The following is a 23011-nucleotide window of genomic DNA, read 5'->3' as shown; positions in this document are numbered from 1 at the left end:
CGGGCGCGCGCCGAGCCCGACCGGCCGGCAGGTCCTCCCGCCGATGCTCGTGCTCTGCACACGGTGGTGGGCAGAGCACGAGCGTCAGAGGGAGGACACCTCAGGTGGCGTCGAGGGGACGCAGCCGCGGCTGCGCGGCGCGGTGCTGGGCGGCGGCCAGCAGGCCGATGACGGCGGCCGAGTTGCGGATCGCGCCGTCGAACACCCGCTGCACCGCGTCGGCCAGCGGCACCCGCTCGATCGTCATGTCGAGCTCCTCGTGCTCGACGGTGAAGCCCTCGGGCCGGCCGACGTCGGACAGGCCCTCGGCGAGGTAGACCAGCACCTGCTCGTCGCAGAAGCCGGGCGTGCTGAACGTCGTCGTCAGCAGCGACCAGCGCTCCGCCGACAGCAGCGCCTCCTCGGCGAGCTCGCGCTGGCCGGTGAGCAGCGGGGCCTCGCCGTCGGCGTCGCGCAGCCCGGCCGGCAGCTCCCACAGGTAGCCGCCCACCGGGTGCCGGTACTGCCGGACCAGGACGACGTTGTCGTCGTCGTCGAGCGCGACGACGGCGACCGCGCCGGGGTGGCGGACCACCTCGCGCACGCTGTCCCCGCCGCCGGGCATCGCGACGGTGTCCTTGACCAGCCGGATGACCCGGCCCTCGTAGACGGTCTCGGTGCCGAGAACGCGGTAGTCGCCCTCGGCGGCCGGCTCCGTCATCAGATGCCGACCTTCTCGGCCTCGTCGAGCGGCACGGGGAGCCGCGCGGACTCCTGGCGCTCGATCGCCGCGGCCACGAACGCGGCGAACAGCGGGTGCGGGCGGGTCGGGCGGCTCTTGAGCTCGGGGTGGGCCTGGGTGCCGACGAAGAACGGGTGCACCTCGCGCGGCAGCTCGGCGAACTCGACCAGCAGGCCGTCGGGCGAGGTGCCGCTGAACACCAGGCCGGCCTCGGAAAGCCGGTCGCGGTAGGCGTTGGCCACCTCGTAGCGGTGCCGGTGCCGCTCGGTGATCTCCGTGGAGCCGTAGGCGGCCGCGGCCTGCGAGCCCTTGAGCAGCGCCGCCGGGTAGCTGCCCAGCCGCATCGTGCCGCCGAGGCCGCGCTCGCCGGCGATGACGTCGACCTGGCTGGCCATGGTCGCGATCACCGCGTCCGGGGTGTCGGGGTCGAACTCGGCGGAGTTGGCCTGCTCGAGGCCGGCGACGTCGCGGGCGTACTCGATGACCATGCACTGCAGGCCCAGGCACAGGCCCAGCGTCGGGATGCCGTTGGTGCGGCTGTAGCGGATGGCGCCGAGCTTGCCCTCGATGCCGCGCACGCCGAACCCGCCGGGGATGCAGACGCCGTCGACGTCGCCGAGCGCGGCCGCCGCGCCCTCGGGGGTCTGGCACTCGTCCGACGGCACCCAGCGGATCTGCACCCGGCTGCGGTGGGCGAACCCGCCGGCCCGCAGCGCCTCGCTGACCGACAGGTAGGCGTCGGGCAGGTCGACGTACTTGCCGACCAGCGCGATGGTCACCGTCTGCTTCGGCCGGTGGACGCGGTCGAGCAGGTCACCCCACACCGTCCAGTCCACGTCGCGGAACGGCAGGCCCAGGCGGCGCACGACGTAGGCGTCGAGGCCCTCGCGGTGCAGCACCTTCGGGATGTCGTAGATCGACGGCGCGTCGGGGCAGGCGATGACGCCCTCGGTGTCGACGTCGCACATCAGGCTGATCTTGCGCTTGAGCGCGGTGCCGATCTCGCGGTCGGCGCGGCAGACCAGCGCGTCGGGCTGGATGCCGATGTTGCGCAGCGCCGCCACCGAGTGCTGCGTCGGCTTGGTCTTCAGCTCGCCGGAGGGCGCGATGTAGGGCACCAGCGAGATGTGCAGGAAGAAGCAGTTGTCGCGGCCGATCTCGTGGCGCACCTGCCGGGCGGCCTCGAGGAAGGGCAGCGACTCGATGTCGCCGACGGTGCCGCCGATCTCGGTGATGACGACGTCCACGCCGCCGTCGGCACCGTCCTCATCGTCCCCGGCGGCGCCGGTCTCGGCCGCGGCGAGGATGCGCGCCTTGATCTCGTTGGTGATGTGCGGGATCACCTGCACGGTGTCCCCGAGGTACTCCCCGCGCCGCTCCTTGGCGATGACGTCGGAGTACACCTGCCCGGTGGTGACGTTCGAGCGCGCGCCCAGGTCGGTGTCGAGGAACCGCTCGTAGTGACCGACGTCGAGGTCGGTCTCGGCGCCGTCCTCGGTGACGAAGACCTCGCCGTGCTGGAACGGGTTCATCGTCCCGGGATCGACGTTCAGGTACGGGTCCAGCTTCTGCATGGTCACCCGCAGGCCTCGGGCGGACAGCAGCGCGCCGAGCGAGCTGGCCGTCAGGCCCTTGCCGAGAGAGGAGACAACTCCACCGGTGACGAAGACGAACTTCGTCGGCTGGGAGTTGTGGAGGAGCCCGCGATCACGTGTTCCAGGTCGACCCACGGGAGGCAACCGTAACACCACCGGCGTCCTCGCCCGCGGTGCCGTCGGACACGTCCCCCCGGGCGGGGGACGTCGCCGCCAGCGCCACCAGCAGCGGCACCAGCAGCGCCGCGGCGGTGGCCGGCAGCGCCACCCCGGAGTCGTTGACGGCGGCCCCCAGGGCGAGGCTCAGGGCGGTCGCGACCAGCCCCGCGCGCAGCACCGCGGCGTCGGCGCGGGCCAGCCCCGAGCCGCCGTCGCGCAGCAGCCCCGGTCCCCGCAGCGGCCCGCGGCCCAGCCGGCCGCGGACCGGCCGGCTGCGGACCAGCCACAGCGCGGCCACCAGCGCCACGGGCAGCAGCCAGGCCAGCGCGCTGCCGAGCAGGATGTCGACGTTGGCCTGCGCCTTGCGGCTGACCACCGTCCACGCCTCGCCGGTGAGCAGCTGCTCGACGAACCGGCCGAGGTGGCTGCGCTCGTCGGCCGGGCGGGTCCAGTCGAGGACGGCGAGCGCGCCGACGGCGACCACCCCGGCGGCGAGCACCGCGCCGAGCCGGACGAGGGTCACCCGCACGCCGGTGAGCAGCATCGCCAGCAGCAGGAAGCCGGGCAGCGCCGCGAGCACGCCGCCGAAGTCGCGGCCCAGCGACGGCGTGCCGACGAGCACGGTGGTGAGCGCCCCGGCGCCGAGCACGACCGCGCCGGTCACCCGCCGCTGCCGCCGCCCGCCGTCGTCCCGCCCGCCGTCGTCGCGGCCCCGGCCGGCGCGGCGGCCGGCGGCGGTGGCGAGCACCGCGGTGGACAGCAGCGCGGCGGCGGCGAGCAGCCCGGAGCTCAGGTTGCCGTAGCCGGTGAACCGCCCGGCGACGATCGCGTCGTACCCGAGCAGGCCGTCGAGCTCCAGCGGCGAGCCGGCGAGCACGTCGCCGACGAGGGTGGCGAGCGTGACGCCGAGGACGACCAGCGGCGGGCCGAGCCGCCGGCGCCGCCACGGGCCGAGGAGCGCGAGCGCGGCCACGACGGCGGTGGCCAGGAGCACCGACCCGGCCAGCGCCCACCGCGGCGCGCCGGTGCGCTCCCAGGGCAGCAGCCCGGCGAGGTAGGTGGCCACCGGCAGCGACGCGGCGGCGAGGGCGGCGGCCTCCAGCAGGGGCCGCAGCCGGGGGCGCGCCCGCCCGCGCAGGCCCAGCACGAGCAGGCCGAGGGCGACGACGGCGGCGTCGACGGCGACCAACCCGACGAAGAACGTGCCGGTGCTGCGGTGGTGGGTGACGGCGGCGGTGTTGGCCCGCTCGAGCTCGGCGACGGCCTCGACGGTGCCCGGCCGGCCCTCCGCGACGGCCAGCGGCTGCCCGTTGACCGACGCCGGCCGCTCGGCGTCGAGGGCCCGCAGCACGGTGGGCGCGACGTCGATGAGCTGGGTGAACGGCGCCCGGCCGGTGCTCGCGGAGGTCAGCCAGCCCGGCTCGGTGAACCCCGGCCCGGACGCGATGGCCACGTGCAGCTGCGGGCGGCCGTCGTTGACCTCCGACACGCCGTGGAGGAGCAGCAGCGTCTCGCCGGGCAGGGCGGCGACGGCGGCCCGCAGCCGCGCGACGGCGTCGTCGATGCCGGCCAGCGCCGCCTCGCGGGAGGCGGGCTCGGTACCGGTCTCGCTGCCCTCGGGCGCGGGGACGCCGGCGTCGACCAGCCCGTCGAGGGACACCAGCGTGAGCGGGCAGGGCTCGAGCAGCGCGGCGACGGCGGCCGGGTCCTCCGGCAGCGCTTCCTCCCGGGTCAGCCCCACCCCCGGCGCGGCCACGGCCAGCGTGGCGGCCCGCCCGACGGCGGTGGCGCAGCCGACGGCGGTGCCCAGCGCGCCGGGCTCGGCGCCGAAGCGGGTCGTGGCCGGGTCCTCGGCGACGGCGCGCACGGCGGTCAGCGGGTCGGCCAGGCCCACCTGCGCCAGCCGCTCCTGCAGGCCGCAGTGCGACAGCTCGGGGCTGGCCGGCGGGCCGGCGGGCACCGGCTCGGGCGACGGCGTGGCGTCGGGCCCGGCCCCCGGCGTCTCCCCGGGCAGCGGCACGGTGGGCAGCGGGACCGGCGGCGCGGCCTCGTCGGGCGCGGGGAAGCGGGCGCGGTTGCCGGCGCCCAGGGTGGCCCAGCCGTCGAGCAGGCAGGTGGTGGAGCGCGCCGCCCGCACCGACCCGGCGCCGATCGGCGAGGTGTCGGCCAGCTCCCAGAGCGCGGGCGTCGCCTCGGGGTCGACGTCGTCCCAGACGAGCCCCGGCACGCCGACGACGAGCACCCGGTCGGCCGAGGGGTCGCCGGCCGCCGCCGCGGGGCCGGCGCCCGGCAGCGCGAGCGCCAGCACCCCCAGCACCGCGAGCAGGAGGACGGCGGCCCGCCTCATGCCGCGCCGCTCTCCGGCGGGCCCAGCAGCTCGCGGTAGACGGCGGCCAGCGTGCGGGCGGTGGCCGCCTCGTCGGGCCAGCCGGCGGCCCGCTCGCGCCCGGCGGCGGCCAGGGCGGCGGCGCGGGCGGGGTCGGCGAGCAGCTCGCGCACCGCGGACGCGAGCGCCGGGGCGTCGCCGGGCGGGACCAGCACCGCGGCGTCGCCGAGCAGCTCGGGCAGCCCGCCGGCGCGGGTGGCCACCAGCGGCGTGCCGGCCCGCAGCGCCTCCTGGGCGGTGAGTGAGCGGGCCTCCCAGCGGGAGGGCAGCACGACGAGGTCGGCGGCGGCGAGCAGGTCGGCGACGTCGTCGCGCCGGCCGAGCAGTGCCACCGGCAGGGACCCCTGGGTGATCCGCGCCGACAGCTCCGCCTCCAGCGGCCCGTCGCCGGCGATCGCGACCAGCGGCCGCGGCTCCCCCGTCCAGGTGGCGGCGGCGTCGAGCAGGACGTCGTAGCCCTTCTGCGGGTGCAGCCGGCCGACGGCGAGGACCAGCGGGCGCCCGTCGGCGAGGCCGAGACCGGCGCGGACCTCCTCGCGGGTGCGGGTCGGCGGGGGCAACGCGGGCGCCGACACGGGCGCCACCCGGACGTCGCGGGCGCCCAGCCGGTGCGCGTTCTCCGCGAGGTCGGCCGAGGCCGCCAGCACGACGTCGGCGGCGCGGACGGTGGCCCGCTCGGCCTGCGCGAGCACGCGGCGCAGCGGGCCGGCGCGGTCGGGCAGGGCGTTGTGCAGGGTGACGACGAGCCGGCGCGGCGGCCCGGTGCGCACCGCGGCGGCGGCCACCAGCCCCGCGCGCAGGCCGTGGGCGTGCACCAGGTCGGCGCCGGCCAGCGCCCTGCGCAGGGCCAGCACGGCGCGGGCGTCGGCGAGCGGGTCGAGGCCGGCGGAGATCTCGACCGGGGTGAAGCGGGCGGCGGCGGAGAAGCCGAAGAGGGCGTCGGTGGCGGCGGGCCCGCAGACGGTGACCGCCGCCCCCGCCCCGGCGAGCGCGGGCAGCACCGAGCGCAGGTGGGTGCCCACGCCGCCGGTGCTCGTGGCCAGCACCTCGGCGACGCGGCGGCCGGCGAGCGGTCCCGGCGCGCCTCCCGCGTCAGTCACCGTGCACCTCCGTCCCCCCGGGCGTCCGCAGCCCGCGCACCGCCGCCAGCAGGGGCCGGCGCGCCGTCCCCATCATGACCGCCGCCGCCACGGCGGTCACGGCCGCGGCGGCGAGCACCCCGGCCCCGACCGCGCCGGGCAGCGACCCGCCGGGCACGGGGTCGGCGCCCAGCGCGCGGGCGGTGAGCAGCCCGGCGGCGGCGCCGGCCAGCGCCGCGAGCAGGGCGGGCAGTCCGGTGCGGGCCACGCCGGCCAGCCCGCCGGGCGCCACCCGGGCGGTGACGGCGAGCAGCGCGAGCCCGGCCACCGTGACGCCGGTGCTGTGCCCGGCGGCCAGCGCCAGCGCCCGGTCGGCGGGCGGCAGCAGCGCGGAGAGGACGAGGTCGGCGGCGACGGCGAGCAGCCACCCGCCGAGCACGCACGCGGTGGGTGCCTTCCACAGCCCCCGGGCGTACAGCGCGCGGGTGAGCACGGCGACCAGCCCGTAGCCCGCCAGGCCCGGGGCGAAGCCGAGGATCGTGTCGCGCAGCGCGGCGACGCCGGCGTCGGGCCCGCCGACGAGGAACACCCGCGCCATGGGCCCGGCGACGGCGGCGAGCACCGCGGCGGCGCCGAGCGAGGCGACGAGCACCAGCGTGGTCACCGGCGCCAGTGCGCGGCGGTATCCGGCCTCGTCACCGGTGCCGGCCCGCTCGGCCAGCAGCGGGTAGGCCGACGTGGCCAGCGGGACGGCGACCGCGGCCCAGGGCACGAGGAACAGCGTCAGGCCGGCGGTGTAGGCCACCTGGGTGCCGTCGGGGGCGCCGCTGGCCAGCCGGATCGCCACGGCGGCCACCAGCTGCTGCCCGGCCAGGGTGAGCACCCCGGCCAGCGCCAGCCGGCGCACGCGCGGCGCCGCGCCGACCGGGAAGCGCAGCGACGGGCGCAGGCCCAGCCGCAGCCGGCGCAGCGGCAGCAGCAGCGGCAGGGTCAGCGCGACCACGCCGAGCGTCGTCCCCACCCCGAGGACCAGCTCGGCCGGCGTCGAGAGCCCCTCGACGTCCCGGGAGCCGCCCAGCCACGCGAACAGCGCGTACGCCCCGGCGACGACGACGCTCGACACCAGCGGCGCGACCGCGGGGGCGGCGAACCGGCGGTGCGCCTGCAGCACGCCGGTGAGCACGACGGCGAGGCCGTAGAGCACCACCTGCGGGGCGAAGACGAGCAGGAAGCGGGCGGCCAGCGCCACCTCGGCGTCGGTGCCGGCGCCGAGCAGCAGCCGGGCGATCGGCTCGGCGAGCAGCGCGAGCAGCGCGCCCAGCGGCACGAGCACCAGCAGCGTCCAGCCGAGCAGCGCGCTCGCCGTGCGGCGGACCTGCTCGCGGTCGCCGGTGGCGATGCCGCCGGCGAGCATGGGCACCACGAGGGAGGCCAGCGCTCCCCCGGCCACCACCTCGAAGACGATGTTCGGGACGGTGTTGGCGGCGGTGTAGGTGTCGCCGGTGCTGTCCAGCCCGACGGCGTTGGTGAAGACCAGCGTGCGGCCGAACCCGGCGAGCCGGGCGAGCACGGTGAGGACGGCGATGAGGAGCGCCGCGCCGGCCACGCCCTGGGCGACCCGGCGTCCGGTCGTCGCCGGCCCCGCGGTGCTCACGCCGGCCCCGCCGTGCTCACGCCGGGCGGCGGCCGAGCCGGTCCAGCTCGCGCAGCCCGGGGGTGGCCTCGATGACCCGGGTGAAGCTGACCCGCTCGCTGGCGAGCGTGAGGGCGGTGACGACGGCGAGCGCGCCCGCCCGCGCGGGCCGCGAGGGCACCTGCGACAGCCGCAGGCCCAGCAGCGCGCCGAGCGCGTTGGCGCCGGCGTCGCCGAGCATCACCCGCTCGCCGAGGTCGTCGGGCAGCACGGCGAGCGCGGCGCCGAGCGGGCCGGCCACCAGACCGCCCGCGGGACCGCCGAGGCCGGCCGCGGCGGCGATCGCCCCGGCCTTGGCCGCGCGGCCGGGGCGCAGGTCGAGCAGGTTGACGAGGTTGGCGGTGCCGGCCACGAGGCCGGTGGTGAGGACGGCGTCGGCGAGCCCCCGCTCGCGGCGGGTCAGCAGCGCGGTCACGGCGGCCGCCGCGCCGATGCCGGCGACCTTCACCGCCCCGGCCGACACCCGCCCGGCGCGCAGCGCCCGCAGGTGCCCGGCCAGGCCCTTGTCCCGGGCCTGCTCGGGCCGGGCGCCGGCGAGGTCGTCGTAGCCGCCGACCAGCCCGGACACCGCGCCCGCCACGACGGCGGCGGCGCGGGTGCCGGCCGGCGCGCCGAGGGCGGCGCCGGCGGTCGCGGCGGCGGCGAGCGCGGGCCCGCCGAGCAGGGTCACCGGGCGGCCGGCGTAGTTGGTGCGCCGCCAGGGCGCGCCGGCCGGGCGGGCGTCGAGCGCGCGGCCCGCGGCCAGGCCGGCCCGGGCGGCGGCCGCCCCGGCCAGCGCGGCCAGGACCGGGCGGGCGGTCACGGGGTGGTGGCCGGCACCGGCGGCACCGGCTGGGCGTCCTCCCCGGTGCCGTAGGCGCCGGAGGTGCCCTCGCTCTCGCTGCGCAGGGCCAGCACGGTGCTGACCTGGCCCGAGGGGCTGGTCACGTTGTCGACGGTGGAGACGGCCGCGGCGGTCTCGGGGTCGGCGCGCACGACGCCGACCAGACCGTCCTCGCCCGCCGACGCGGCGTCACCGGCCACCATGGCGCCGGAGCCCGCGGCGTCGAGGGCGGTGACCAGGTCGAGCAGCACGCCGTTGCGGTCGGCGGCGTCGTCGCCGGAGACCGTGCCGGAGGTGAGCACCACGGCGAAGTCGGCCGGGGTGAGCGAGGCGGAGTCCTGGGTGAGGACGTCGAGCGCCTGGAGGCCCGCGACGACGGTGGAGACCCCCGCGGCGTCGGGCGCGGGGCCGCCGGCCGGGACCATGAGCACCTCGGCGAGCAGCCCGCCGACCAGCCGGCCGGTGTCGTCGGTCTCGGGCAGCTCGACGCCGGCGGGGCGGCCGGCGGGCGTGGTCACGTAGCTCTGCAGCGCCGGCTCGCTGGCGGGGTCGCTGTACTCCGGCGCCAGGGTGAGCTGGCCGGCCACCGTGCCGCCGGCCTCGGTCACCAGCGCGGTGACCTCCTCGACGGTGTCGGTGGTGACGTCCTCGGAGGCCACGACGAACAGGACGCTGCGGCCGGCCAGGGCGCCCTCCACGAGGGCGGGGGCGACGGCGGACTCGAACGCCTGGCTGCCGTCGACCTGGGCCTGCAGGCCCTGGGTGGTGTCCTCGAGCTCGCGCTTGTCCTCCTGCAGCGAGGTGACCTGCCCCTGGAGGTTGTCCAGCAGCGGGCCCGACAGCTGGGTCGCGCCGATCACCAGCCCCAGGGCGATCGCGAGGAACACCGCGATCAGGGAGACCAGGTGGTAGCGGAAGTCGATCACGAGAAGAGGTTCTCCAACCAGAACACGAAGCTGTCCCACTGGTCGACCAGCAGGTCGAGGTAGATGCGCCCGGCGGTGGTGACGGCCACGGCGGCGACGATGGCGACCAGCGCGGCGAGCACGAGCACGACGAGCGCGGCGGTCGAGATGCGGCTGCGGTACAGGCGGCTCACGCCCTTGGCGTCGACGAGCTTGCCGCCCAGGCGCAGCCGGGTGAGGAACGTCGAGGCCATGCCGCCGCGGCCCTTGTCGAGGAACTCCACGAGGGTGGCGTGGGTGCCGACGGCGACGATGAGCTTGGCGCCCTTCTCGTCGGCCAGCAGCATCGCGATGTCCTCGCTGGTGGCCGCGGCCGGGAACGTGATCGCGTCGACGCCGAGGTCCTGCACGCGCTGCAGGCCAGGGGCGCGGCCGTCGGCGTAGGCGTGCACGACCACCTCGGCGCCGCTGCGCAGGACGTGGTCGCTGACCGAGTCCATGTCGCCGATGATCATGTCCGGCTGGTAGCCGGCCTCGACCAGCGCGTCCGCGCCGCCGTCGACGCCGACGAGCACCGGCCGGTAGTCGCGGATGTAGGACCGCAGCGCCTGCAGGTCCTCCTTGTAGTCGTACCCGCGGACGACGACGAGGACGTGCCGGCCCTCGATCGCCGTCCTGACGTCGGGGACGCCGACGCCGTCGAGCAGCAGCGCGCGCTCGCGCTTCATGTACTCCATCGTGTTGGTGGCGAACGCCTCCAACTGCGTGGACAGCCCGGCCTTCGCGTCGGCCATGGCGGCGGCGACGGTGTCCGGGGTCTGCTCGGTGCCGGTGGCCACCTGCTGGCCGTCGGGGCCGTAGAGCACGTTGCCCTCGACGCGGACCTGCGCGCCCTCCTTGAGCGCGGCGAAGACCTCCTTGCCGACGCCGTCGACGAGCGGGATCCCCGCGGCGGTGAGGATCTCCGGGCCGAGGTTCGGATAGCGGCCGGAGATGCTCGGCGCGGCGTTGACCACGGCACCGACCCGGGCGGCGACGAGGGAGTCGGCGCTCACGCGGTCGATGTCGACGTGGTCGATGACGGCGATGTCGCCGGGCCGCAGGCGCTTGGTGAGGTTCTTCGTGCGACGGTCCAGCCGGACGGTGCCGCTCACCCCGGGTTCCGTCTCCTGGGCCCGGCTCCGTCGCAGGGTGCCGATGCGCATTGACCGATGCTCCCACGCACGCCTGGAGGGGCCGACCTCCGACGCGCATCGGCGACGACCTGCTCACGGAGGGTGTCCGACACCACGGACAGCGCGACACGCCCGGCGCGTACGCCCCACCCGCACCGCCGACACCGCCCCGATCGCTGTCTAGCGTTCGTCGCTGTGACTCGTGGGGCTCCAGCCGTCAGCGTCCCGGCGACCCGCCCCGGGGCCGCGGACGGGGGCACGGGCGGGAGCACGGACGGGAACGCAGGCGGAGGCGTGGGCAGCGGCTCGGCGCTCGTCCGCGCGGTGCCGGGTGCCCGCCCGGCGCCGGCCCCGGCCACGTCCCCGCGGGGCCCGGCCGCTCCCCCGGTGGACCGGACCCCGCCCGCCGTCGAGGCGCCCGCGCCGGCCCCGCCGCCCGCCGTCGACGCCCCCGTGCCCTCCCCGCCGGCCGCGCCGCCGGGCGGCCGTCCCGCCCCCGAGCCCGCGGACGGCGGCCGCGCGGCCCGGCGTCGTGAGCGGCGGGAGCGGCGCGGCCCCGGCGTCCGGGAGCGGCGCCGGCTGGAGACCCACGACCGGATCGTCGAGGCCGCCGCGGCGCTGTTCGCCGAGCGCGGCTTCGACGCGGTCAGCGTCGTCGAGATCGCCCAGCGGGCCGGCGTCGTCGAGAAGACGGTGTTCAACCACTTCCCGGTCAAGGAGGGGCTGGTGCTGGCCACCGACCCGCCGATGCGCCGGGCGCTGCTGGCCGCCGTGGCCGGCCGTCCGGCGGGCGAGTCGGCGGCCGCGGCGGCCGGCACGTTCGTCGTCACGGCGATGACCTCCCTCGGCGACCCGGAGGCCGCCGCCGGGGTGGCCGCGATGGCGCGCATCGTGCGCGGCTCGCGGACCCTGCAGGCGCGCGAGCGGGAGATCCTCGGGGAGATCACCGCGGCGCTGGCTGCCCAGATCCGGGAGGAGACGGGGTCCGACGACGGCTCGGTCGAGCCGGAGCTCACCGCGGCGGCGGTCACCGCGCTCTACGGGCGGCTCCTGGAACTGGCGCGCGACCGGGTGCTGGCCGGGGTGACCGGGCCGGAGCTCGGCGCGGAGCTGCGGGCCGCCGGCCGCCGCGGGCTGTCCCTGCTGCAGTTCGGCCTGGCCGGGTACGCGAAACGCCGCTGACGGGGAGTTCCGGAACGGGGCCGCGTCTGCCAGGGTGCGCGGCGTGCGCCTGCGCCGGACCGCCCTCCTCCTGCCCTGCGCGGTGCTGGCCACCTCCGGCTGCGCGCTGCTGACCGCCGTCGCCACGCCGGACGAGGAGCCCCCGGTCGCGGTGTCGGCCCCGACGCCGTCGGTCCACGTCCCGCCGCCGCCCGCGCCGGTCGAGGTGGGCGCGGCGCGGCTGTCCGACCGCTCCGGCGAGCTGCTGTTCACCGCGTCGGTGCGGGCGACCCGCTCCCCGGTGTCGGTCGGCGTCCCGCCGCTGCCGGGGTCCTTCGCCGCCGACTGCGCCCTCCCCGACGACGGCTCGGTGCGCTCGCTCGTCGTCGAGGTCGGGTTCGCCAACGAGACCTTCGCCATGGCCGGCCTGGCGGCGGCCGTCGAGCTCACCGCGGCCGACGGCGGCGCCCCGCGGGCGGGCACGGCGGTGTTCGTCGGGTCGTCGGCGCCGGGCACGCGCTGGTGCCAGGACGGGACGACGTCGCCCACCCGCGACGGCTTCGGCCTGTCCGCCGGCGCCGGGGACGGCGCCTCGGCGAGCGTCCACGTCGTCGCGCGCGACGCGGCGCCGACGAGCGACCTGGTGCTGCGGATCTCGGGGCTGCGCAACGAGGCGGGCTCGAACGCCACCGGGCCGTGGGACCGGGTGACCGTGGCCGCCGGGGCCTGCGCCGACGACCCGGCGGCGCTCTGCGTGCCCCTGGGCTGAGCCGTCAGGTCCCGGAGCCATCGGGCCCCGGAGCGGTCAAGCAGGCAGCTGCAGGGCGTGCAGCAGCTGGTCGCCGCGGTCGCCGGGGAGGTCGGGGTCCCGGGTGAACAGGGCGACGGCGACCATGTACTCGTCGTCGCCCGCCCAGCCGCGGCCCTCGGCGACGATCCGGCGGATCTGCTCGCGCACCTTCGGCTCGCTGCTGTAGGGGCCGTAGTCCAGGCCCATCGCGAGGAAGTTGACCACCCGGTAGCCGAGGTCCGCGGCGGTGCCCACGGTGGTGACCGGGTCGGCGTAGCTCGCGACCGCGGTGACCACGTGGTCGTAGCCGGCCTTGAGCAGCTGCAGCGTCAGGTCGTTGCCGCGCTCCCCGCCCCACAGCTCGGGCATGAGGATGTCGCGGTCGGGCGCCGGGATGTACGGCGGGTTGGAGATCGCCGTGGTCACCGGCTCCCCGCCGGCCGCGTCGGCCTGGTCGAAGAAGTCGCCGAGCTCGACGGTGTAGCGGTCGGCGACGCCGCGCTCGGCCACGTTGGCCCGCGCCCTGCGCACCGAGTCCTCGCTGATGTCGTAGCTGCGGATGCGCAGGCCGGGCAGGCCCGCGACGACGTCGGCGATCGCCGAGGCGTCACCGGTGCCGAGCTCCACCACGGGCGCGGACTCCCAGCCCAGCTGCTCCCGGTACTGCTGCAGCAGCATGCAGACCGAGAAGCCGTAGTGCGCCGACTCGTCGGCCGAGCTGAAGCAGCTCATCGGGCACCCCCCGCGGGGCATCGGGGGGCGGTTCGGGATCGGGCATCGGTGCGCACGGGGAACGCCTACCCGGCGACCGCGATCGACACTCCTGCGTTCCGTCACCCGATCGCCCACGACCGAGCGGCGCGGCAACTACTCCGCTCGGGCGGTGGCGGCGACGGCCAGCAGCTCCCGGGCGTGCGCCTGGCCGGTGTCGCTGTCTGCGAGGCCGGACAGCATCCGGGCCAGCTCGCGCACCCGGTCCTCGCCGTCGACGGCGCGGATGTCGGTGGCGGTGACGCCGGCGGCGGTGTCCGGGGACTTGTCGACGACCAGGTGGGTGTCGGCGAAGGCGGCCACCTGCGCGAGGTGGGTCACGACGACGACCTGGTGGTCGCGCGCCAGCCGCGCCAGCCGCCGCCCGATCTCGCCGGCCGCCTGCCCGCCGACGCCCGCGTCGACCTCGTCGAACACCATCACCGGCACCGGGTCGGCGCCGGCGAAGACCACCTCGATGGCCAGCATCACCCGGGAGAGCTCACCGCCGGACGCCCCGCGGTGCACCGGCCGCGGCGGGGCGCCGGGGTGGGCGGCCATGAGCAGCGCGACCTCGTCGATGCCGTCGGCGCCGGGCTCGCCGGGGTGGCTGTCGATCGAGAAGGACACCCGGGCGCTCTTCATCGCGAGGCCCGCCAGCTCGCGGCCCACCTCGGCGGCGAACCCGTCGGCGGCGGCGCGGCGGCCGGCGGAGATCCGGCCGGCGAGGTCGTCGACCTCGGCGCGGGCGGTGTCGCGGGCGGCCTCCAGCGCCTCGAGCGCCTCGTCGGAGACGTCGAGCGCGGACAGCTTGGCCCGGGCGTCGTCGGCCCAGGCGAGCACCCCGGCGAGCCCCTCGCCCGGGTCGGCGTACTTGCGCACCAGCGCGGTGAGCGCGGCCCGCCGGTCGAGGACCTCGGCCAGCCGCGCCGGGTCGGCGTCGAGGTCGGCGACGTAGCCCGCGAGCTGGACGCTGACGTCGGACACGACCGCGACGGCGTCGGCGAGGTCGCGGGCCAGGAGCACCAGCGCGGGGTCGTCGGTGGAGGACAGTGCCCGCTCGGCGGCGGCCAGGGCGGCGGTGGCGTCCTGCGGCAGGCCCTCGCCGCCGAGGTCGCCGGTGACGTCGCCGACCAGCGCCATGCGCGCCTCGTCGACGGCGGCCCGCAGCGCGTCGGCGTCGCCGAGCCGCTTGGCCTGCGCGTCGAGGGCCTCGTCCTCGCCGGGCTCGGGCGCCAGGCCCTCGATCTCCTCCAGGCCGTGGCGCAGCACCTCGGCGGCCTGGGCGAGCTCGCGGGCCTGGCCGCGGCGGCGGTCGAGGTCGGCCGACAGCTCGCGCCAGCCGGCGTACGCGGTGCGGTAGGTCTCGAGCAGCTGGAGGTGCGCGGGCCCGGCGTAGCGGTCGAGGGCGTGCCGCTGCTCGGCGGGGCGCGACAGCCGCAGCTGGTCGCTCTGCCCGTGCACGGCGAGCAGGCCCTCGGCGAGCTCGGCCACGACGCCGACCGGCACGCTGCGCCCGCCCAGGTGCGCCCGGGACCGGCCCTCGGCACTGACGGTGCGGGCGAGGATGAGCGACCCGTCGTCGTCCGGCTCGGCGCCGGCCTCGGCGGCGCGCTCCCACACCGGAGAGCCCTCCGGCAGCTCGAGGCGGCCCTCGACGCCGGCCCGCCCGGTGGCGCGCACGCGGCCGGGGTCGGCGCGGCCGCCGAACAGCAGCGTCAGCCCGGTGACCACCATCGTCTTGCCCGCGCCCGTCTCGCCGGTGACCACGGTCAGGCCGCGGCCGAGCTCGAGGGTGACGTCGTCGATGGCGCCCAGGCCGCGGATGCGCAGCTCGGTCAGGCGGCCCCGGCCGTGCGGCGCGCGGGGCGCCGGGGCGAGGCCGTCGCCGGCGGGCGCGTCCCGCCCGGCCGCCGTCGCGTCCTCGGCGGGGCGGGCGTCCGCGGCCGGCGCGCTGCCGGCCGCATCGGTGCCGTCGGGGGCGGTGTCCGCGGGCGCCGCGGTGCGCCGGGCGCGGGGACCGCGCTCACGCGTCGGGGTCCGCGGAGCCACCGCGCACCTCCTCCCGCGCCGGGCCGCGGCCGGGAGCCGGGGGCAGCGACACCACGTCGCGGGCCAGCACGTTGCGCGAGGGCGTGAGCTCGTGGCCCGGGTCGTGCCGGCGCACCTCGCGGAAGCCGCGCACGGGCAGGCCGAACTTGGCCACCAGCCGGTCGCCGAAGGTGGCGGGGTGCACGCGGGCGATGCGCACGGGCCGGGCGGCCCGGCGCACGTCGACGCGGCCGCCCTCGGGCACGTCGAAGGCGCGGCGGCCGTCGGCGGACACGCGGGCACGGTTGCCGTCGGGCGGGATTGAGACCGACAGGACGGCGTCCGGCGAGGTCACCAGCGGCCGGGCGAACAGCGCGTGGGCGTTCGTGGGCACGAGCAGCATCGCCTCGACGTCGGGCCACACCACCGGACCGCCGGCGGAGAACGCGTAGGCGGTCGAGCCGGTGGGCGTGGCGAACAGGACGCCGTCGCAGCCGAAGCTGGTCAGCGGCCGGCCGTCGACGGAGATGACGACGTCGAGGACGCGCGAGCGCTGCGCCTTCTCCACCGACACCTCGTTGAGCGCCCAGGTGCCGCCCACGACCGCGCCGCCAGCGTCGATGACGTCGACCTCCACCGCCAGCCGCTTCTCCACCGAGTACTCGCAGCGCTCGATGGCCGTGAGGGTCTCCTCGACGGCCTCGGGCTCGGTCTCGGCGAGGAAGCCGACCCGGCCGAGATTGACGCCCATGAGCGCGGCGTGGCTGTAGCGGGCGAGCTCGGCGGCGCGCAGGAAGGTGCCGTCGCCGCCGAAGACCATGACGATCTCCGCACCGCGGGCGGCCTCGGCGTCGGGGGCCACCACCTCGGCGCCCTCGATGCCCAGGTCCTTCGCCTCGTCCTCGAGGACGCGCACCGTGATGCCGGCGCGCGCCAGCCGCGCGGCGGAGCTGCGGGCCAGCTCGACGATGTCCTCCCGCCCGGTGTGCACGGCGAGCAGCACGTGCCGCGTACCCCCGGGACGCCATCCGCCCTGGCCGGCCTCGCTCATCGGTCCTCCCTGCTCGTCGCTGTCGTCCTGCGGCTGCTGCGGCCGCGTCCCGTCCCAGCGTCCCCCGGGATCGCCGCCCGCGCCCGGCCCGGTCACCGCGGCCCCTCCTCGACGGCGCGGACGACGTCGGCCTCCTCCGGCGGCGGCGCGTCGCGGCGCAGCCACAGGAAGAACTCGACGTTGCCCGACGGCCCGGGCAGCGGGCTGGCCACCACCCCGGCGGTGCCCCAGCCCAGCTCGGCGGCCGCGCGGGCGACGGTGAGCACGGCGTCGGCGCGGTGCGCCGGGTCCCGCACCACCCCGCCGGCGCCGAGCCGCTCGCGTCCCACCTCGAACTGCGGCTTGACCATGGGCAGCAGGTCGGCCTCCGCCGTCGCGCAGGCGGTGAGCGCCGGCAGCACGAGGCGCAGCGAGATGAACGACAGGTCGGCGACGACCAGTTCGGTCGGCCCGCCGACGTCCTCCGGCGCGAGCGTGCGGACGTTGGTGCGCTCGTGCACCCGCACCCGCTCGTCGGTGCGCAGCGACCAGGCCAGCTCGCCGTAGCCGACGTCGACGGCGACGACCTCGCGCGCGCCGCGGGACAGCAGCACCTCGGTGAAGCCGCCGGTGGACGCGCCGGCGTCGAGCGCGCGGCGGCCGGCGACCTCCACCGGGAACGCCTCGAGGGCGCCGAGGAGCTTGTGCGCGCCCCGGGACACCCAGCGCTGCTCGTCGGGGTCGGTGCGGACGACCACCGGGGTGGCGGGGTCCACGCCGGTGGCCGGCTTGGTGGCGGCCTGCCCGGCGACGGCGACCCGTCCCTCGCTGATCAACGCGACGGCGTGCTCGCGGGAGCGGGCCAGGCCCCGCCGCACGAGCTCGGCGTCGAGTCGGCTGCGGCGCGGCATCAGAGCTGGTCGATCGTGGCGAGCTCGCGGGCCAGGCGGTCGTGCTCGGCCTCGAAGACGGCCACGTGCTCGGCGACCGGCCGCTCGTCCAGGCCCTCGAGCACCGACGCGGACGCGCGGGCCGGGTCCGCGACGGGACCGGGCCGCGGCGGGCCCGGGACCGGTCGCGGTCGGCTCGGCTCGGTCATCGCGGGGACCTTCCGGGAGAGAGGGCGGAGGCGGGGCGGGCAGCCCGGGGAGCGGGGGCCTCGGCGGAGGGGACGCGGTGTCCCCGGCCCGCGAGACTACCGGCCGGGGACGACACCGCCGCCCGCCCGCGGGAGCCGGCCGGTGCCCCCGGGGCCGCCCCGCAGGAGAGCCTCCCGGCCCTCCTCACCGCGGCTCCAGGTCCCAGCCGGCCAGCGCCGCCCGGGCGCGCTCGTCCCCCGCCCGCACCCGGACGCCGTCGGCTCCGCTCTCCCGCGACCAGGCCGCCACGCACAGCGCCCGGAGCCCGTCGAGCCCGTCGCCGTCCCGGTCGTCCCCGTCCGGCTCCGTCCTGCCGGCCGTGCGCAGCACCAGCGTGCCGTCGCCGTCGGCGGCCGCCACCCAGCCGCCGCAGCGCCAGCCGCCGTCCGCGGCCGTGACCGGCGGGTGGGCGACCAGGACGCCCCGGGCGTCGGGTGCGAGCAGGTCGGGCCGGTGGTCCGGGCGGGCGGCCAGCAGCGTCGCGGGCACGGTGACGCCGCTGAGCACCAGCAGGCTCGCGGCGCCGGCGCGGTGGCTGCCCTCGATGTCGGTGTCCAGCCGGTCGCCGACCACGAGGGGCCGCTGCGCCCCGGTGCGGCGGACGCACTCGGCGTGCATCGCCGGGTCGGGCTTGCCGGTGACCAGCGGCTCGACGCCCGTGACGTCCCGCACCACCCCGACCATCGCGCCGTTGCCCGGCAGCGGCCCGCGCGGTGAGGGGATGGTCGCGTCGGCGTTGGTGGCCACGTGCCGGGCACCGCGCCGGACGGCCACGACCGCCTCGGCGACCTGCTGCCACCCGACCTCGCGGCCGTAGCCCTGCACGACGGCCACCGGCTCGTCCTCGGCCCGCTCGACCACCGTCAGCCCGGCCGCGCGCAGGGCCGCCGCCACCCCGGGGCCGCCGACCGGGAGCACGCGCGCGCCGGCGCCGAACGTCTCGGCGACCACCGTGGCCGCGGCCTGCGAGCTGGTGATGACCTGGTCGGGGACGGCCGGCACGCCGAGCTCGCTGAGGTGCGCGGCCACCTCCTCGGGCGGGCGGGCCGCGTTGTTGGTCACGAACCCGAGGCGCATGCCGGCCGCGCGGGCGGCCGCCAGCCCCTCCGGGACCCCGGGCACCGCGTCGGGGCCGACGTAGACGACGCCGTCGAGGTCGAGCAGCGCCACGTCGAACAGCTCGGCCGGCGGGCGGGTGCTGCCGGCGGCCAGCGCCGGCGGGCGTCCGGTGCTCACGCCGCCCCCGGCCCGGAACCGCGGCGGGCGCGCACGCCGCGCAGCGCACGGGCGTAGTGCGGCAGGTCCGGCCGCATGGCGACCGCCAGGGCCAGGTGCTCGGCCGCCGTCTCCAGGTCGCCGGCCCGGCTCGCGGCCAGGCCGAGCCCGAACTGGGCGTAGTCGTCGGTGGGGTTCACGGCGGCCAGCTCCCCGAAGCTGTCGACGGCCTCCCGGTAGCGGCCGGCGTCGTACTGGGCGCGGGCGAGGGCCTCGAGCACGCTCCGCGAGCCCGGCTCGGCCTCGGCGGCCCGGCTGAGCAGCGTGGCCGCGGCGGCCGGGTCCCCGCTGCCCAGCAGGTCCAGCCCCCGGCGGTACCACTCGTAGACCCCGCCCTCGGGCCCGGTGCGGCCGGCCGCTCCCTCGGGCGTGGTCTCCGCCCCGGCGTCCTCCGGCGGTCCTGCTGTCGACACCGATGCCCTCCCGATCTCCCGCGGTCGCCCCCGCCCGCCCCCGCTGACCGGTCGCGTCGGCGGGCCGGGGACGGCGGCTCCTACGATCCGGTGGTGCAGTCGTCGCCGGCGGGTCCCCCGCTCCCCGTCGCGACGGGGATCGACGTCCGGCCCTTCCGGGCTCTCACCTACCGGGAGCAGGACCCCGGGCACCTGGCCCGGGTGAGCTCGCCAGCCTACGACCTGGTGACGCCCGACGGCGCCGAGCGGCTGGCGGCCGCCGACCCGCACAACATCGTGCGCCTGATCCTGCCCGGGGGCACGTCCGGTCCGGGGACCGCCGGCGCCGGTGGCCCGGTCGCGGCCGGGGACGTCGCCGCCCGCGCCGCCGCCACCCTGCGCGACTGGGAGCGCGACGGCGTCTTGGTCCGGGACGGCGAGCCGGCCCTGTGGCGCTACGAGATGCGGCCGGCGACGGGGACGCCGACGGTCGGCTGGCTCGGCGCCGTCGCGGTGTCCGCCGCGGGCGGCCGGGCGGTGCTGCCGCACGAGGACACCTTCCCCGCCGCCGTCGAGGGCCGCCGCGCGCTGCTCGCGGCGACCGCCACCGACCTCGAGCCCATCGTGCTGGCGCACGACCCCGAGCCGCGCGTGGCCGCCCTCACCGCCGCCGTGGCGGGCGCCGCCCCGGACCTGCACGTCGTCGACGACGACGGCGTCGCGCACCTGCTCTGGCGCGTCGCCGACCCCGACGTGCTGCGGGAGCTGACTGGCGCGCTGGGCCGCACCGGCGCGGTGATCGCCGACGGGCACCACCGCTTCGCCGCCGCGCAGGCCCTGCACCGCACCCATCCCGACGGCGACTGCCGCGTCCTGGCCCTGCTCACCCCCATGGGCACCGGCGGGCTGCGCGTCGAGTCCATCCACCGGGTCGTGCCCGACCTGGGGCTGCGGGAGGCCGCCGACGCCGCCGCGCGCGGGTTCGCGGTGGCCGAGGTGCCCGTCCCCGGCGGACCCGGCGCGGTGTCCGCCCACGTGGCGTCGCTGCTGCCCGACCTCGACGGCTTCCTCGTCACCGACGGGGAGCGCCTGCTGCACCTGACCGGCCCCAGCGCCGAGGTGCGCGCCACGGTGCCGGCGGAGGCACCGCCGGCCTGGCGCGGGCTCGACGTCGTGCTGGCCACCACGGGCTTGGTCGGCGCGCTGTGGGGCCGCAGCGACGAGCCGGGGTCGCTGCTCGTGGCCCACAGCGTCCCGGAGGCGCTCCGCCTGGCCGGGGCGCGGTCGGGGGTGGCCGTGCTGCTGCGCCCACCCTCCCCCGCCGACGTGGCGGCCGTGGCCCGCGCGGGCGCCCGCATGCCGCGCAAGTCGACGCTGTTCGTGCCCAAGCCGCGCACCGGCCTGGTGCTCCGCCCGCACGGCGGCTGACCGGCGGGCGCTCACGCCGTCCGGACGCCGCCGCCGGCCGACGACCGCGGCACCTTCCGCCCCCGGCGGCAGTTGACCTCGCACACCGAGGCTGTGCCGGCGCCCGTGCGCCAGAAGCGCCGCTGCAGCGCCCCCTCCACCTCCACGACGTCACCGGCCTCCCAGGCGGCGACACGGCGCTGCAGCGCCCGGTCGTAGGTGATGCAGGGGAGGACGTCGACCGAGGACCCGCGCGCCCGCGGCTCGGGCCGGCGGACGACGAGCCGGAAGGTCACCAGCGGGTCGCCGCTCGGCAGGGTGCGGAGCTCCGCGGGAGCCGAGAGGCGCCCGCGGAGCACGACGTCGTTGCGGTCGATCACAGCCACGCTCATGACGGCAGCGTGCGGCCGCCTCCTCCCCGGCGGTGGGCCGACGGGGTGGCTGTGGACGGGAGACGCCGGTGTGGACGGCGCCGCCATGACTGTCGGCGGTCAGTGCCCGGGCTGGTCCCCCGCCGGCGGCTCGACCTCACCGAGGAGCTCGGCCACCTCGCGCTCGACGTCGGAGTCGAAGTCGAGCTCGTCGTCGTCCGCGTCGTCGTCGAGGTCCGCGTCGCCGTCCGAGTCGTCCTCGTCCTCGTCCTCGTCCGCGTCGCCGTCCGACGCCGCTGCCTCAGCGGTCGGCGCCAGTTGCGGCTCGTCGTCCACCGCCAGCTCGGCGAGCGGGACCTCCTCCTCGCCGAAGGCGATGTCCTCGGCCTCCGGCTCGGCGGCGGTGACGACCTCGCGCCACGCGTCCGCGGACGCGTCCCCGGACGCCGCGAGCAGGTCGGCGTAGGCGGAGGCGAGGCGCAGGGTGCCCTCGTCGCGCAGGTCCACCCGGCCCGGGGCCGGGCGGCCGCCCAGGGCGCCCTCGAGCACCAGCCGCGCCGCGGCGACCTCGCCGAGGTCCTGGCGCGCCCCGGCCTCGACGAGCTGCAGCTCGACGGTCTCCTCGCGGTCCGGACGGTCGGCGAGCGCCTCGCGCACCAGCCGCAGCGCGACCTCGGGCCGGCCCAGCGCCCGCTCGCAGTCGGCGAGGACGGCGCGGTAGCCCTCCTCGCCGCTCATCCGCCGGTAGGCCCGCAGCTCGCGGGACGCCTCGGCGTAGTCCCCGGCGTGGTACGCGGCGACGCCCACGGCCTCCCGGACGACGGCGAGACGCGACGCGCGGTCACGGGCGGCACGGGCGTGCGCGAGCGCGAGCTCGGGGTCCTCGTCGACGAGCGTCCCGGCGACGACCAGGTGCTTGGCGACCTTCTCCGCGTTACGCGAGTCGAGCCCCCGGAGGGCGGCACGCACGGCCGGGTCGAGCTCGCGCGGGTCGGCCCAGTCGGGCAGGTCGGGACCGGGCGTGGCCGGCGGGGTGCGGTCGCGGTCCGGGCGGGGACGGCGGTCGTCGGTGGGACGGCGGTCGCGCCAGTCACGGCCCCCGGCGCGGTCGGGCCGACCGCCGGCACCGCGCGGCTCCGGACGGCCCCTGCCGCCCTCGTAGCCACCGGCGCGAGCGGGACGCTCCCCCTGCGGACGACGGTCCCGCCACTCGGGGCGCGCATCGACGTCCTGGCGCCGCGGACGGTCCTCGTACGGCCGGGCGCCGCGCGCGGCGTCGTCGCGGCGGGCCGGACGTCCGCCCTCCACGCGGTCGCCGCCCGGGCGACGGTCCCTCCAGCCACCGGCGGACCGGTCCCGGGCCGGGCCCACGTCGCTGCGACGGTCCTGCCACGAACCCGACGACCGCTCGCCCTCCGGACGCCGGTCGCGCCAGCCTCCCCCGCCACCGCCGGTGGGGCGGCGGTCCTGCCGGTCGCCCGTCGGACGATCGCCACCGGGCCGGCGGTCGCGCCAGTCCCCGGACGACCGAGCCGGACGGCGGTCCTGACGGTCGTCGCCGCTGCGGTCGCTGTCGGGACGCCGGTCCCGCCAGTTCCCGCCGGCGCGGTCGGTGCTCGGACGACGGTCGCGCCAGTCCCCGGCGCCGCGGCTCCCGGCGACCGGGCGGCCGGCGCGGTCACCCTGGGGACGGTCCCCGCGGGCACCCTGACCGCCGCGGGCGGACCCGCCCTCGCGGCTGCCGCTGGTTTCGTCACGTCGGGAGCCGTAGCCGCCCGATCCGCGTCCCGCGCCCGAGGGGCGGCCACCCGATCGCGGACCCTGGCGGTCGTCGCGGCCGGATCGGCCCTGCCCGCGACCGTCCTGGCCGTCGGGCCGGCCACGGCCGGGGGAGCCTCGTCGGGGAGATGTCATGGAGTCCTGAATACCTCGTACGGCGGGGAGCACTCCTGTGGGCGCTCCGTGGGATGGAATCTGCGGACAACGCACGAAAACGGGGGCCGGAGCCAATGGCTCCGACCCCCGTCTCGAATGGTTGTCCGGCGGCGTCCTACTCTCCCACCCCGTCTCCAGGGCAGTACCATCGGCGCTGAGAGGCTTAGCTTCCGGGTTCGGAATGGGTCCGGGCG

General features: G+C 78.3%; 20 protein-coding genes and 1 rRNA gene. 3 read left to right on the top strand and 18 right to left on the bottom strand.

What is annotated here, in order from left to right; genetic code table 11:
- Positions 1–100: 100 nt before the first annotated feature.
- From BUE37_RS07650 to steA, 8 genes are read right to left on the bottom strand one after another with little or no spacing between them, the layout of a single operon-like run.
- Complete coding sequence (locus BUE37_RS07650; protein WP_073419664.1) at positions 101–700, bottom strand: NUDIX domain-containing protein; 600 nt, start codon at positions 698–700, stop codon at positions 101–103.
- Positions 700–2451 carry a CTP synthase gene (locus BUE37_RS07645; RefSeq protein ID WP_073419663.1) on the bottom strand — a complete coding sequence of 584 codons (1752 nt, stop codon included), beginning with the start codon at positions 2449–2451 and terminating at the stop codon, positions 700–702. Before BUE37_RS07645 ends, BUE37_RS07650 begins: the two co-directional genes overlap by 1 nt.
- Positions 2429–4822 (bottom strand): hypothetical protein, encoded by a 2394-nt coding sequence (locus tag BUE37_RS07640; protein WP_073419662.1) that lies wholly within the window; start codon positions 4820–4822, stop codon positions 2429–2431. The genes BUE37_RS07645 and BUE37_RS07640 overlap by 23 nt, the downstream gene beginning before the upstream one ends.
- Positions 4819–5961 (bottom strand): glycosyltransferase family 4 protein, encoded by a 1143-nt coding sequence (locus tag BUE37_RS07635; RefSeq protein ID WP_073419661.1) that lies wholly within the window; start codon positions 5959–5961, stop codon positions 4819–4821. The genes BUE37_RS07640 and BUE37_RS07635 overlap by 4 nt, the downstream gene beginning before the upstream one ends.
- On the bottom strand, positions 5954–7594 hold the full coding sequence (murJ, locus tag BUE37_RS07630; RefSeq protein WP_073419660.1) for a murein biosynthesis integral membrane protein MurJ: 1641 nt from the start codon (positions 7592–7594) through the stop codon (positions 5954–5956). Before murJ ends, BUE37_RS07635 begins: the two co-directional genes overlap by 8 nt.
- A gap of 16 nt (positions 7595–7610) precedes the next feature.
- Complete coding sequence (locus BUE37_RS07625; RefSeq protein ID WP_073419659.1) at positions 7611–8435, bottom strand: hypothetical protein; 825 nt, start codon at positions 8433–8435, stop codon at positions 7611–7613.
- Positions 8432–9382: a copper transporter gene (locus BUE37_RS07620; RefSeq protein ID WP_073419658.1), complete on the bottom strand. Its 951-nt coding sequence runs from the start codon at positions 9380–9382 to the stop codon at positions 8432–8434. Before BUE37_RS07620 ends, BUE37_RS07625 begins: the two co-directional genes overlap by 4 nt.
- Positions 9379–10515 (bottom strand): putative cytokinetic ring protein SteA, encoded by a 1137-nt coding sequence (gene steA / locus BUE37_RS07615; protein WP_245794421.1) that lies wholly within the window; start codon positions 10513–10515, stop codon positions 9379–9381. The genes BUE37_RS07620 and steA overlap by 4 nt, the downstream gene beginning before the upstream one ends.
- A 408-nt stretch (positions 10516–10923) precedes the next feature.
- On the opposite strand from steA, the gene BUE37_RS07610 reads away from it, so the two are divergent.
- A complete protein-coding gene (locus tag BUE37_RS07610) occupies positions 10924–11718 on the top strand; it encodes a TetR/AcrR family transcriptional regulator (RefSeq protein WP_073420626.1) in 795 nt (264 codons plus the stop codon).
- Between the two features lie 43 nt (positions 11719–11761).
- Positions 11762–12466, top strand: coding sequence for a hypothetical protein (locus tag BUE37_RS07605; RefSeq protein WP_139252894.1), 705 nt, complete (start codon positions 11762–11764; stop codon positions 12464–12466).
- 36 nt (positions 12467–12502) lie between these two features.
- Here the strand turns inward: BUE37_RS07605 and BUE37_RS07600 are convergent, their stop codons facing one another.
- From BUE37_RS07600 to BUE37_RS07570, 7 genes are all read right to left on the bottom strand, one after another.
- Positions 12503–13219 carry a class I SAM-dependent methyltransferase gene (locus BUE37_RS07600; RefSeq protein ID WP_073419655.1) on the bottom strand — a complete coding sequence of 239 codons (717 nt, stop codon included), beginning with the start codon at positions 13217–13219 and terminating at the stop codon, positions 12503–12505.
- A gap of 135 nt (positions 13220–13354) precedes the next feature.
- Positions 13355–15289, bottom strand: a complete 1935-nt coding sequence (gene recN, locus BUE37_RS07595) for a DNA repair protein RecN (RefSeq protein WP_245794419.1) — start codon at positions 15287–15289, stop codon at positions 13355–13357.
- Positions 15264–16319, bottom strand: coding sequence for an NAD kinase (locus tag BUE37_RS07590; RefSeq protein ID WP_073420624.1), 1056 nt, complete (start codon positions 16317–16319; stop codon positions 15264–15266). The genes recN and BUE37_RS07590 overlap by 26 nt, the downstream gene beginning before the upstream one ends.
- A 92-nt stretch (positions 16320–16411) precedes the next feature.
- Positions 16412–17209, bottom strand: a complete 798-nt coding sequence (locus tag BUE37_RS07585; protein WP_073419654.1) for a TlyA family RNA methyltransferase — start codon at positions 17207–17209, stop codon at positions 16412–16414.
- Entirely contained in the window at positions 17209–17397 is a 189-nt protein-coding gene (locus BUE37_RS07580) for a hypothetical protein (RefSeq protein WP_073419653.1), read from the bottom strand. Before BUE37_RS07580 ends, BUE37_RS07585 begins: the two co-directional genes overlap by 1 nt.
- Positions 17398–17581: 184 nt before the next feature.
- Positions 17582–18673: an HAD-IIA family hydrolase gene (locus BUE37_RS07575; RefSeq protein WP_073419652.1), complete on the bottom strand. Its 1092-nt coding sequence runs from the start codon at positions 18671–18673 to the stop codon at positions 17582–17584.
- On the bottom strand, positions 18670–19125 hold the full coding sequence (locus BUE37_RS07570) for a tetratricopeptide repeat protein (protein ID WP_073419651.1): 456 nt from the start codon (positions 19123–19125) through the stop codon (positions 18670–18672). The genes BUE37_RS07575 and BUE37_RS07570 overlap by 4 nt, the downstream gene beginning before the upstream one ends.
- A gap of 90 nt (positions 19126–19215) precedes the next feature.
- Between BUE37_RS07570 and BUE37_RS07565 the strand changes: the two genes are divergently transcribed.
- Positions 19216–20532: a DUF1015 domain-containing protein gene (locus BUE37_RS07565; protein ID WP_281248067.1), complete on the top strand. Its 1317-nt coding sequence runs from the start codon at positions 19216–19218 to the stop codon at positions 20530–20532.
- Between the two features lie 11 nt (positions 20533–20543).
- On the opposite strand, the gene BUE37_RS07560 is transcribed toward BUE37_RS07565, so the two are convergent.
- From BUE37_RS07560 to rrf, 3 genes are all read right to left on the bottom strand, one after another.
- Positions 20544–20903 (bottom strand): single-stranded DNA-binding protein, encoded by a 360-nt coding sequence (locus BUE37_RS07560; RefSeq protein ID WP_073419650.1) that lies wholly within the window; start codon positions 20901–20903, stop codon positions 20544–20546.
- Positions 20904–21002: 99 nt separating this feature from the next.
- On the bottom strand, positions 21003–21851 hold the full coding sequence (locus BUE37_RS07555; protein WP_139252893.1) for a tetratricopeptide repeat protein: 849 nt from the start codon (positions 21849–21851) through the stop codon (positions 21003–21005).
- Positions 21852–22919: 1068 nt separating this feature from the next.
- A 5S ribosomal RNA gene (rrf, locus tag BUE37_RS07550) occupies positions 22920–23011 on the bottom strand; the annotation flags it as partial.

This window comes from Geodermatophilus nigrescens (assembly GCF_900129495.1).
In the GTDB taxonomy this organism is placed as follows: Bacteria; Actinomycetota; Actinomycetes; order Mycobacteriales; family Geodermatophilaceae; genus Geodermatophilus; species Geodermatophilus nigrescens.
Note: the sequence above shows the minus strand (reverse complement) of the source record. Positions and strands in the feature narration are given on the sequence as shown.

Bases quoted from the DNA above. Each gene is read 5' to 3' on its own strand.
- BUE37_RS07650 (WP_073419664.1), bottom strand. From the start codon at position 700: ATGACGGAGCCGGCCGCCGAGGGCGACTACCGCGTTCTCGGCACCGAG.
- BUE37_RS07640 (WP_073419662.1), bottom strand. From the start codon at position 4,822: ATGAGGCGGGCCGCCGTCCTCCTGCTCGCGGTGCTGGGGGTGCTGGCG.
- BUE37_RS07600 (WP_073419655.1), bottom strand. From the start codon at position 13,219: ATGAGCTGCTTCAGCTCGGCCGACGAGTCGGCGCACTACGGCTTCTCG.
- BUE37_RS07590 (WP_073420624.1), bottom strand. From the start codon at position 16,319: ATGAGCGAGGCCGGCCAGGGCGGATGGCGTCCCGGGGGTACGCGGCAC.
- BUE37_RS07585 (WP_073419654.1), bottom strand. From the start codon at position 17,209: ATGCCGCGCCGCAGCCGACTCGACGCCGAGCTCGTGCGGCGGGGCCTG.
- BUE37_RS07580 (WP_073419653.1), bottom strand. From the start codon at position 17,397: ATGACCGAGCCGAGCCGACCGCGACCGGTCCCGGGCCCGCCGCGGCCC.
- BUE37_RS07560 (WP_073419650.1), bottom strand. From the start codon at position 20,903: ATGAGCGTGGCTGTGATCGACCGCAACGACGTCGTGCTCCGCGGGCGC.